This is a genomic window from Exiguobacterium sp. ZWU0009 (assembly GCF_000798935.2).
Lineage (GTDB): Bacteria > Bacillota > Bacilli > Exiguobacteriales > Exiguobacteriaceae > Exiguobacterium_A > Exiguobacterium_A acetylicum.
Genome location: NZ_CP018057.1, coordinates 2,284,583 through 2,295,589 on the forward strand (window position 1 = coordinate 2,284,583; position 11,007 = coordinate 2,295,589).

Annotated in this window: 8 protein-coding genes and 1 other annotated feature; all 8 genes read right to left on the reverse strand. The window is 49.5% G+C overall.

Annotated features, from left to right (window positions below; translation table 11 throughout):
• Window positions 1-70: 70 nt before the first annotated feature.
• The gene (locus L985_RS12025; RefSeq protein WP_029342274.1) at window positions 71-1,303 is read right to left on the reverse strand and encodes a bifunctional folylpolyglutamate synthase/dihydrofolate synthase; all 1,233 of its coding nucleotides are present in this window, start codon (window positions 1,301-1,303) and stop codon (window positions 71-73) included.
• Window positions 1,304-1,357: 54 nt separating this feature from the next.
• Complete coding sequence (locus tag L985_RS12030) at window positions 1,358-3,994, reverse strand: valine--tRNA ligase (protein ID WP_047393606.1); 2,637 nt, start codon at window positions 3,992-3,994, stop codon at window positions 1,358-1,360.
• Between the two features lie 50 nt (window positions 3,995-4,044).
• Window positions 4,045-4,274: a binding site (T-box leader), on the reverse strand.
• Between the two features lie 54 nt (window positions 4,275-4,328).
• On the reverse strand, window positions 4,329-5,639 hold the full coding sequence (hemL, locus tag L985_RS12035; RefSeq protein ID WP_029342276.1) for a glutamate-1-semialdehyde 2,1-aminomutase: 1,311 nt from the start codon (window positions 5,637-5,639) through the stop codon (window positions 4,329-4,331).
• On the reverse strand, window positions 5,636-6,625 hold the full coding sequence (hemB, locus tag L985_RS12040) for a porphobilinogen synthase (RefSeq protein WP_023468970.1): 990 nt from the start codon (window positions 6,623-6,625) through the stop codon (window positions 5,636-5,638). Before hemB ends, hemL begins: the two co-directional genes overlap by 4 nt.
• Window positions 6,622-7,302, reverse strand: coding sequence for a uroporphyrinogen-III synthase (locus tag L985_RS12045; RefSeq protein WP_029342277.1), 681 nt, complete (start codon window positions 7,300-7,302; stop codon window positions 6,622-6,624). Before L985_RS12045 ends, hemB begins: the two co-directional genes overlap by 4 nt.
• Entirely contained in the window at window positions 7,292-8,218 is a 927-nt protein-coding gene (gene hemC, locus L985_RS12050) for a hydroxymethylbilane synthase (RefSeq protein ID WP_029342278.1), read from the reverse strand. The genes L985_RS12045 and hemC overlap by 11 nt, the downstream gene beginning before the upstream one ends.
• Before the next feature lie 83 nt (window positions 8,219-8,301).
• The gene (hemA, locus tag L985_RS12055; RefSeq protein ID WP_029342279.1) at window positions 8,302-9,642 is read right to left on the reverse strand and encodes a glutamyl-tRNA reductase; all 1,341 of its coding nucleotides are present in this window, start codon (window positions 9,640-9,642) and stop codon (window positions 8,302-8,304) included.
• 215 nt (window positions 9,643-9,857) lie between these two features.
• On the reverse strand, window positions 9,858-11,000 hold the full coding sequence (locus L985_RS12060; RefSeq protein WP_081834730.1) for an AI-2E family transporter: 1,143 nt from the start codon (window positions 10,998-11,000) through the stop codon (window positions 9,858-9,860).
• Between the last annotated feature and the right edge of the window lie 7 nt (window positions 11,001-11,007).

Consider the following 11,007-nt stretch of genomic DNA (forward strand, 5'->3'; position numbering starts at 1 on the left):
CCTCATCGTATCATTGAAATATGGGACTATACTCCCCCATTTCATTATAACGAGAGAATACGAATTTTCCCTATTTTGTAAAAATAGAAGCGTAATAATGACGTACTTCACTAATGAAATAGAGTGATCCCGTCACGACGTATGTCCGGTCTATCTCTAATTGATCGAAGAACGCTTCGACCGTCGTTACATTGGCGCCTTCTTGCTTTAACTCATCGAGTGTCCGCGCTCGTGGAAAATCAAATGTCGTTTCATAAATATCCGGTGTAATGCTACGTAACTGCGTAAGCATCGCCGTCCGGTCTTTGTCACGCAAAATCGAACAGAGCAACGTCACGGGTTTTGATTCTTCCTTTAACCGTTCAACAAGTGCCGTGATGCCTTCCGGATTATGTGCACCATCGAGAATGATTCGTGGTTTGCGCGAGATGATCTCAAACCGTCCCGGATGTTTTGCTTCCCGTAATCCTTTTCGGATCGCCGCTTTCGACCATCCGAGTCGTCGCGCACAGATGACGGCATTTGCCGCATTATGGACTTGATGATGACCTTCGAGACCTAAGCGGGTCTCCGGAATCCCATCATATGTCGCCCAGGTCCCCGTCTCTTTTAAGCGGTAACGAATGATCGCTTCCTGACTCCATTTCAACGTCGCATTTCGATCCCCGCAATACGCCATTAACGGCACCGTCAACTCTTCCTGCAGTTTCCCGGCAATGACCGGCGTCCCTTGTTTGATGATGCCGAACTTCTGTAAAGCGATCTCTTGGAGCGTATCTCCGAGAATCGCTTGGTGATCGTGCCCGATCGACGTGATGATCGCTGCGACCGGCTTCTTGAAGACGTTCGTCGAATCATACAACCCACCGAGTCCGACTTCATAGATGACGAAATCGGGACGAATCTGATCAAAATAATAGAAGGCAAGTCCCGTCAATGCCTCGAACTCAGTGACTGTACCAAGTGCTGGATCGATGTGCCCGATGGCCGCTTGAACGGCAATCGCAGCTGTGACGAGATCATCTTCTGCAATCGGGACTCCGTTCAACATGATCCGCTCCTCGAACTGAATGATATATGGCGACGTGAACGTTCCGATTCGTAACCCTTCTGCAATCCCCATCTCACGTAAGAACGCGACCGTCGATCCTTTTCCGTTCGTACCGGCGACATGAATCGTTGGAATCGCATCCGGGTCAATCTGTAATTCCAGTAACATCGCCTGCATCCGTTCAAGACCTGGTTTGACGCCGAATGCTAGTAAGCTCGATAACCAATCCAATACATCTTCTCGCGTCCTCATGCTGTTCGCTCCTTTAAAAAAAGTGGCTCAAGGAGACTTGAGCCACTGCTGTAATTAGTGTGAGAGTTCGTTGATGCGTGCTTCGACAGCTTGACGTTTTTCCGTATAATCAAGTGCCTTCGCTTTTTCTTCATCAATGACATGTGCTGGTGCTTTGCCGACGAAGCCAGGGTTGTTGAGTTTTTTCTCGACCCGTTCGACTTCTTTCGTATACTTGACGAGTTCTTTATTCAAGCGCGCGATTTCTTCCTCGATGTTGATCAAGTCCGCGAGTGGGATGAACAATTCTGCTCCCGTTACGATCGCACTCATCGCTTTTTCTGGCGCCGGCATCTGTTCTTCGATCCGGAGTTCAGACGCGTTCGTGAACTTTTGCAAGTACGAGCTGTTTGACGACAAGTCGTCTTGAACACGTGCGTCATTCGTCGAGATAAACAGTTGGATCTGTTTCGACATCGGTGCGTTCACTTCCGCGCGGATGTTACGAACCGAACGGATGACGTTCTGAACTGCTTCGAATGCTGGAACAGCTTCCGGGAAGTCGAGTGATGCCTCGCGTGTTGGCCATGCAGCACGTGTGATCGTCTCGCCTTCATGCGGTAAGTGTTGCCAGATCTCTTCCGTGATGAACGGCATGAATGGATGCATCAGACGCATGATCCGGTCGAGCGTATAGGCAAGAACCGAACGCGTCGTCTGCTTCGCTGCTTCATCTTCCCCGTTGAGCGGTAATTTCGCCATCTCGATGTACCAGTTACAGAAGTCTTCCCAGATGAAGTGATAGAGAATGCGTCCTGCTTCACCAAACTCATATTTATCCGACAGACGTGTCACATCGTCGATCGTCGTCTGTAAGCGTGTCAGAATCCACTTATCTGCGAGTGACTTCTCGCCTGTCAAATCGATCTGATCAAACGTTAGACCATCCATGTTCATCAAGGCAAAACGGCTTGCGTTCCACAGTTTGTTCGAGAAGTTCCATGTTGCTTCGATTTTTTCCCAGTAGAAGCGGAGGTCGTTCCCTGGCGTCGATCCTGTCGTTAGGAACCAACGAAGTGAATCGGCACCATACTTCTCAATGACATCCATCGGGTCGATTCCGTTCCCGAGGGATTTCGACATCTTGCGTCCTTCCGAATCACGAATCAATCCGTGGATCAAGACGTCTTGGAATGGACGTTGTCCTGTGAATTCGTACGATTGGAAGATCATCCGTGATACCCAGAAAGCGATGATGTCATAACCCGTAACGAGTGTCGACGTAGGGAAGTATTTTTGATAATCCGCTGCGTCCGTGTTCGGCCAGCCCATTGTTGAGAACGGCCAAAGCGCTGACGAGAACCATGTATCGAGAACATCGTTGTCTTGCTCCCAGTTCTCGATATCGGCTGGTGCTTCCTTACCAACATAAACTTCTCCTGTTTCTTTATGGTACCAAGCTGGAATCCGGTGTCCCCACCAGAGTTGACGGCTGACACACCAGTCACGGATGTTTTCCATCCAGCGCACGTACGTGTTTTCAAAGCGTTGTGGAACGAAATTGACCTTGTCTGGTCCTTGTTGCTCCTCGAGTGCTTTTTGCGCAAGTGGTTCCATCTTGACGAACCATTGGAGTGAAAGATACGGCTCAACGATCGCATCTGAACGTTCCGAATGACCGACAGAGTGTAAATGTGGCTCGATTTTGATCAGAACACCTGCTGCTTTTAAATCTTCAACGATTTGTTTCCGGCATTCGAAACGATCCATGCCTTCGTATTTACCGGCGTTCTCGTTCATCGTTCCATCTTCGTTCATGACGAGGACACGTGGTAACTCGTGACGGTTACCGACTTCAAAGTCGTTCGGGTCGTGGGCTGGTGTAATCTTAACGACACCTGTACCGAACTCCATATCGACATAGTCATCGGCAACGATCGGAATCTCGCGACCAACGATTGGTAACGTGATCGTTTTTCCGACGAGGTGAGCATAACGCTCATCCTTCGGGTTCACGGCAATCGCTGTATCACCGAGCATCGTCTCCGGACGTGTCGTCGCTAGTTCAACGTGACCTGAACCGTCCGTTAGTGGATAGCTGAAGTGATAGAACGCACCTTCGATATCCTTGTAGATGACTTCGATATCCGAGATCGCTGTTTTCGTCGCTGGATCCCAGTTAACGATGTATTCGCCGCGGTAGATCAAGCCTTTTTCGTAAAGTTTCACGAAGACTTCTTGAACCGCTTCCGACAATCCTTCGTCAAGCGTGAAACGCTCACGTGAGTAATCGAGTCCAAGACCGAGTTTTGCCCATTGTGCACGAATCGTTGATGCGTACTCTTCTTTCCATGCCCATGATTGCTCGAGGAATTTCTCGCGCCCCATTTCAAGACGTGATTGTCCTTCTGCCCGCAGTTTTTGTTCGACTTTTGCTTGTGTTGCGATACCGGCATGGTCCATTCCCGGTAAGTAAAGGACGTCAAACCCTTGCATCCGCTTCATCCGTGTTAGCATGTCTTGTAACGTCGTGTCCCACGCGTGACCAAGGTGCAATTTACCTGTGACGTTCGGTGGTGGAATGACGATCGTGTACGGCTCTTTTTCTGGATCCTGATCGGCTTTGAAATAGTCACCTTTCACCCAAAAGTCGTACCATTTTTCTTCCGTTGCCTGTGGATCATACTTCGTTGGCATTGATAATTCCTGCATCCTGATCGCTCCCTTTTTGTCCATAATAAAAACGGCTTCTCTCGTCCTATGCTAAGGACGAAAGAAAGCCGTTGCTTTTTTCCGCGGTACCACCTTAGTTCATCCAAAATCGGATGCCCTCGAGCCACGTAACGTGTGGAGGACGGATATCGCTCGTAAGACTCACGATATCAGCTCGTGGGGTGACCTTCCTCCTGTTCGCCCGTCACATCTTTCAGCCAAGGATGTGTTCTCTACACCGGTACGAATACAGGACTACTCTTCCCGTCATCGCTGTTGCCATTTTCTTCTTTACTCATTTTAGCCGAGAGTTCAAGTAATCGTCAAGAACTGCTTAACGACCAAATTCAACTTGGAGTTCTTGGAATGTCAATTCGACGGCTTCGATCGTCTGCTCGATGTCTTCGTCCGTATGGGCGATCGACAGGAAGAGACCTTCGAATTGTGACGGTGGTAAGAAGACACCACGCGCCGCCATCTTTTGATAATACGAACGGAACATCTCAAGGTTCGACGTTTTCGCTTTTTCGAAGTTCGTAACACGTTCATCCGTGAAGAAGACACCGAACATCGCGCCTGCACGGTTCGTCGTCAGCGGAATGTTGTATTTCGATGCAGCGTTCAGGTAGCCTTCTGACAAACGGCTCGCTTTCCGGTCGAACTCTGCATAGTGTTCTGGTTTCAATTGTGTCAATGTTGCTAGACCCGCTGCCATCGCGAGTGGGTTCCCGGATAACGTACCTGCTTGATAGATTGGACCTTGTGGTGCGATCTGTTCCATGATGTCCCGACGTCCGCCGTAAGCACCGACTGGCATTCCGCCGCCGATGACTTTACCGAGACACGTGATGTCTGGTGTAACACCGAAGTGCCCTTGTGCACAGTGGAATCCAACTCGGAAACCGGTCATGACTTCGTCAAAGATCAATAAGGCACCGTTTTCCGCCGTGATCTCCCGTAAGCCTTCGAGGAATCCTGGCTCTGGTGGTACGAAGCCCATGTTCCCAGCAGCCGGTTCGACGATGACACCAGCGATATCGTCGCCGTGTTTTTCAAACGCGATCCGGACAGCGTCCAAATCGTTGTACGGAACCGTCAGCGTCATGCTCGCGATTTGCGCAGGAACTCCTGGTGAATCTGGTAGTCCGAGTGTCGCGACACCTGAACCCGCTTTGATCAAGAGCGAGTCACCGTGACCATGGTAACAGCCTTCGAACTTGAGGATTTTCGTCCGACCTGTATAGCCGCGTGCGAGACGAAGGGCAGCCATCGTCGCTTCTGTCCCTGAGTTGACCATCCGAACGACTTCGACTGACGGTACCCGACTGATGACGACTTCCGCCATCGCTGATTCGATTTCCGTTGGTGTCCCGTAGCTCCAGCCACGTGTTGCTTGTTCTTGGATCGCTGACGTGACGATTGGATCGGCATGACCGAGAATCATTGGTCCCCATGACAAGACGTAATCGATATACTCTTTTCCGTCGATATCATAGAGCTTTGATCCTTTCGCATGATCTGCGAAAATCGGTGTCATCCCGACCGATTTATAAGCACGGACCGGACTGTTGACACCACCCGGCATGAGCGGGAGTGCCCGCTCGAATGCTTCTTTTGATTTTGAGTTCTGGTTAATTAAGCTCATTTCGACCCCTCCAGGTAACGACAAATGTCTTTTGCGAAATAGGTGATGATTAAATCAGCACCTGCTCGTTTAAAGCCAAGCATCGTCTCAAGGACGATTCGTTCTTCGTCGATCCAGCCGTTCAAGGCAGCGGCTTTGACCATTGCATACTCACCTGATACGTTATACGCGACAATTGGTAGATCGATTCGCTCGCGCACATCACGAATGATATCCATGAACGCAAGTGCAGGTTTGACGATCATGAAGTCAGCTCCTTGATCGACGTCCGCTGTTGCTTCGCGGAACGCTTCGCGACGGTTTGCTGGATCCATTTGATAACCTTTCCGGTCGCCTTCTCCCGGTGCCGAATTCGCTGCATCACGGAATGGACCGTAATAAGCAGACGCATATTTAACACCATAGCTCATGACCGGAATATGGCTGAAGCCATTCTCGTCTAATCCTTGACGAATCGCTGCGACGAATCCGTCCATCATCGATGATGGCGCGATGACGTCGGCACCCGCTCGAGCTTGTGAGATCGCTGTCTTGACGTGAAGCGGTAATGACGCATCATTATCGACCGTACCGTCGGCGACAATCCCACAGTGACCTGTCGACGTATATTCACATAAGCATGTGTCAGCGATGACCGTTAGCTGCGGGGCAACCTTCTTGACGAGACGTGTCGCTTCTTGAACGATCCCGTGATCGTGAAACGCACCTGATCCTTGCTCGTCTTTCAAGTGGTCATGCGGAACACCGAATAAGATAACAGATTCGATTCCGAGTGCGACGACTTCTTCAATCTCAGCCGTCAGATGATCAAGTGATAAGTTGAAGACGCCAGGCATCGAGCTGACTTCGCGTTTAATATCTTCGCCTTCAGCGACGAAAATCGGATAAATCAAATCTGATTTATGCAACTGGTTCTCGCGGACGAGTGACCGGAGTGATGCGGTATGGCGCAAACGACGGTGACGTGCGTATTCTAATGTGTTCATGCTGATTCCTCCTCAATGATACGATCAATCATGCCGTCTACCGTGAATTCACGGGCGACATGGATCGGTTGAAGTCCGGCTGCTTTTGCTGCTTGCTCCGTGATTGTCCCAATGACGATGAACGTCGTCTGCGGGAATAGTGGAGCAATCGCTTCGACAGCGGAAGGACTCTGCAGTCCAATATAGGTGGCAGTTCTGACAAGTGCTTCAGGTAGCCGACGGGTGACAGTTTCATACGTGATGATATCTTCGATCGTATATCGATTCAGTTTTCGTAACTGATCGACCGGCGCTTTCCGCGATCGGTTCCCTCGCGCAAAAACGATATGATCGCCGTTAGACAAGTGTGGTCCCAGTTCTGCGACGAGTGCGTCTCCTGTAAAGGTCGACGGACAGAAGTCGGCTGTTCGACCGTACTTCGCAAGTGCATCTGCCGTCTTTCGTCCGACGACCGCGATACGCGTTGCTGCTAATTCAGGCAACGCATCAGCAATCCGGTGGACACCATTCGGACTCGTCACGATGAGCCAATCAATTCCCTTCGGTAACGTAAACGAAACCGGTCGCGTTTCAATGACAGGATAATGCACTGACTCGATCGCGACGGCGCGCAGTCGCGCCATCTGCTCGGTCGTCGGTGGTCGGCTGCCCGTGAAGAGTACCTGCTTACAAGTCATCCGGAAGTGTCGCGAGAATCTCACGACCGCCCGAAGCAAGCAGACGTTCGGCAACATCTTGACCGAGTTGCATCGGGTCAAGACCTGATTCGCGCTCGAGTAGGATTTGCTCTCCATCGACGGATCCAATGAATCCGACGAGTGTCGTTGACAGATCTTCGTTGATCGTTGCAAATCCACCGACCGGAACGTGACAGCTACCTTCGATCGCTGCTAGGAAAGCGCGCTCGGCATAAGCTACTTTTTCTGTCATCTGATCATGGATCAGATGAAGGAGGTCACGTACTTCTTGGTCATGTGCGCGACATTCGATGCCGAGGATTCCTTGACCAACGGCTGGAATCATGTCGTCTGTCGAGAGATATTCCGAAACGACGTCTTCAGACCAACCCATCCGTTGTAGACCAGCTGCTGCAAGCAAAATCCCGTCAAACGAACCGTTCTTTAATTTATCGAGTCGTGTGTCGATGTTTCCGCGAATCGATTCGATTTTTAAATCAGGGCGGAGTTTTAGCAATTGCGACCCACGACGTAAACTGCTCGTGCCGACAACTGCGCCTTCTGGCAAGGAAGCAAGACCTTCGCCTGTTTTCGTGATCAAAGCATCACGCGCATCGACACGCGCTGGTGTTGCACCGATGATGAGACCGTCCGGTAATTCAGAAGGTAGATCCTTCATGCTGTGAACGGCAAAATCGATTTCTTCGTCAATCATCTGCTGCTCGATCTCTTTTACGAATAATCCTTTACCGCCGACTTTCGAGAGCGTCACATCCAAAATGCGGTCCCCTTTTGTGATGATGTTCTTGATTTCGAACTCATACGGCGCGCCGGCTTGTTTCAACTGGTCAATGACCCATTTCGTCTGTGTCATCGCAAGCTTCGAGCTTCGCGATCCAACAATGATTTTTCGCATGCTAAAATCCCCCTGTACAATGATAAAGGGGCGGCACAAGTCCGCCCCATGCATTTTCTATTGTAACACAAATCGTGCTTTGTTCACCGGTTCACAGCTTTTGCAGAAGGTGTCGTCTCTTCTGATGTCATGACGTCATCTTCGAGCCCTTCGAACAAGTCTTCGTTTAATGCAAACGTATCCATGAACTGCGCAATCCGCTCATCGGCATCTGGTTTCGCTGCCGCATCTTTAATATAAGACAACGGTTCACGTAACAACTGGTTGATGATTGATTTCATATGTTTGCCAATGACGGTTTTTTCACGTTTCGACATCTCCGGTAATTTCCGTTCCAAGCTTTGCATCGTTTCTTGTTGAATGCGTAACGCCTGGTCTCGTAATTCCGTGATGATTGGTACGACACCCAGTGTCGTCATCCAACCTTCGAACTCAGCAATCGCCGCTTCAATCCGTTGTTCGATCTTCGCTGCTTCCTTCATCCGTTCCGCCATGTTTTGTTGGACGATCGATGTCAGATCATCGACATCGTACAAATGAACACCTGGCAAGTCACCGACGGTCGGTTCGATGTCGCGTGGTACGGCGATATCGATCAAGAGGAATGGACGATCGTGCCGGAACAGCTGTGCTGCCGCGATGTCTTCGCGTTTGATGATGGCACGTTTTGCACCGGTTGAAGAGATGACGATGTCTGCCCGAAGCAAACCGCACTGCATCTCGTTAATCGAATGTGCCGATCCTTCGAACCGATTCGCGACCTCTTCTGCTTTAGCTAATGTCCGGTTAAAGACCGTGATATCGCGTGCCCCTGCTTCATATAAGTTAAGCGTCGTCAATTCGCCGGTTTCTCCCGCACCGATGACAACGATTGATTTATCTTCAAGCGATCCGAGTAACTGTTCGGCAAGCGTGACAGCAGCAGCACTGACAGAAACGGCATTTTCACCGATTCCAGTTTCTGCGTGAGCCCGTTTGGCGAGCGTGACCGCTTCTTTAAAGAGTTTATTGAAGACCGTTCCTGTCGTTTCAAGCTTCTGCGCCATGAAGAAGCTTGTCTTGACTTGACCAAGGATCTGCGTTTCACCGACGATCATCGAATCAAGTCCACTTGTCACGCGGAACAGATGCTTCATCGCATCGAATCCTTCATGAATGAAGAGATACGGCTCCAGTTCCTCCATCGTCAAACCGAACCAGTTTGCAAGGAAACGTTTTGTATAATACCGTCCTGTATGTGGCTGATCCGTCACGACGTAAAGTTCCGTCCGGTTACATGTCGAGACGATGACACTTTCAAAAATACTTTTTTCATCGCGCAATGCGACGACCGCTCCCTTCATCTCATGCTCCCCAAATGAGACTTGTTCGCGTATTGATACAGGCGCTGTTTTGTTATTCAAGCCGACCACTACGATATGCATGCGCTCTACCCCTTACGTCCAAAGATTTCGTTCCGATCTATCTTTTCGTTCTCTATCCTACATTATAACCATTATAAAAAAGATTCCAATCAATTTATAAACTAAAATGAGTCGAAGTTGTGAAATCTTCTTCATTTTTTTCTCTTCTTCTACCTTATCCCTCTCTCATGAAAATCACAAACCCTCTGCTCCTAAAAAGAGCAGAGGGCTACACTTCACTTCAAGGATTCGGGTGATACCGTCACGTCCGGTACGTCGAGACGTTGCTGACGTAAACGATAGATCCGAGCGATATTTTGAACGACGACTTTTGTAACCGCATAGGTCGGAACCGCTAGGATGACACCAATGATTCCACCGATTTTCCCGGCAACGAGCAAGACGATGATAATCGTCAACGGGTGAACCTTGAGTGTCTTTCCTTGGACATAAGGCGAAATCAAGTTCGACTCGATTTGCTGCGCGACGACGATCGTGATGATCGCATAGACGGCTTTGATCGGATCATCGATGAACCCGACGATTACCGCCGGTACGGCACCGATGTAGGGACCAAGATACGGAATGATATTTGTGACCGTACAGAATAAAGCAAGCAGTAACGCATATTGAATATCAGCGATGAAGAAGCCAATCAATGACATCAGACCGACACAAATCGAGACGATGACCTGTCCATTGACGTAATGCTTCACTGTCACGTGCATGTCGTGCAAGATTTTACGCGTTTCTGTTTCATAGCTTTTCGGCAACAGCTTCACGACAGAATCCGGAAACTTATAGCCGTCAAGCAACATGTAGACTAAGATGAACGGTACTAAGACGATGATTAAGACCGTCGAAGAGATGACACCGAAAATCGTTCCGACAGACGTCGAGACAGACTTAAAGACTGTGCCGATATACGACGTTGCTTCATTCGTCCATTTGTCAAATAAGTCCGTATTCTCATGAACCCATGTCGAGATGAATCGGTTGTTCATCAATTGATCGCGTAAATTTAACGTCTGATCGCGCAATTCAACGACAAGCGTCGGGATGCTCGTCGCAAAATCCGTCACCTGCTCGACTAAGATTGGTCCGATGGATGCAACCGCAATCGTCAGGATTGTAATGAAACCAAGCAAGACGATCAGCACGGCAAGACCACGCTTCTTGACCCGCTTCTGCAACGCATCCACGATACCGAGCGTAAAGTAATAGAAGATCCCTGCGATGATCAATGGCGGGAAAATCAAGGCCAACATGACTCGAATTGGCTGGAATAAGAATGAAATCTTCGTTCCAACCCAGATGACGAGAAAAATCATCAATACCCAGATTAATGCTTTGAACCATTTGTTTCGTAACAACTCCACCTAACTT

What these genes read in the sequence shown, in the direction of transcription:
- L985_RS12025 (WP_029342274.1), bottom strand. Translation starts at nt 1,303, where the DNA reads ATGAGGACGCGAGAAGATGTATTGGATTGGTTATCGAGCTTACTAGCA.
- hemL (WP_029342276.1), bottom strand. Translation starts at nt 5,639, where the DNA reads ATGAGCTTAATTAACCAGAACTCAAAATCAAAAGAAGCATTCGAGCGG.
- hemB (WP_023468970.1), bottom strand. Translation starts at nt 6,625, where the DNA reads ATGAACACATTAGAATACGCACGTCACCGTCGTTTGCGCCATACCGCA.
- hemC (WP_029342278.1), bottom strand. Translation starts at nt 8,218, where the DNA reads ATGCGAAAAATCATTGTTGGATCGCGAAGCTCGAAGCTTGCGATGACA.
- hemA (WP_029342279.1), bottom strand. Translation starts at nt 9,642, where the DNA reads ATGCATATCGTAGTGGTCGGCTTGAATAACAAAACAGCGCCTGTATCA.
- L985_RS12030 (WP_047393606.1), bottom strand. Translation starts at nt 3,994, where the DNA reads ATGCAGGAATTATCAATGCCAACGAAGTATGATCCACAGGCAACGGAA.
- L985_RS12045 (WP_029342277.1), bottom strand. Translation starts at nt 7,302, where the DNA reads ATGACTTGTAAGCAGGTACTCTTCACGGGCAGCCGACCACCGACGACC.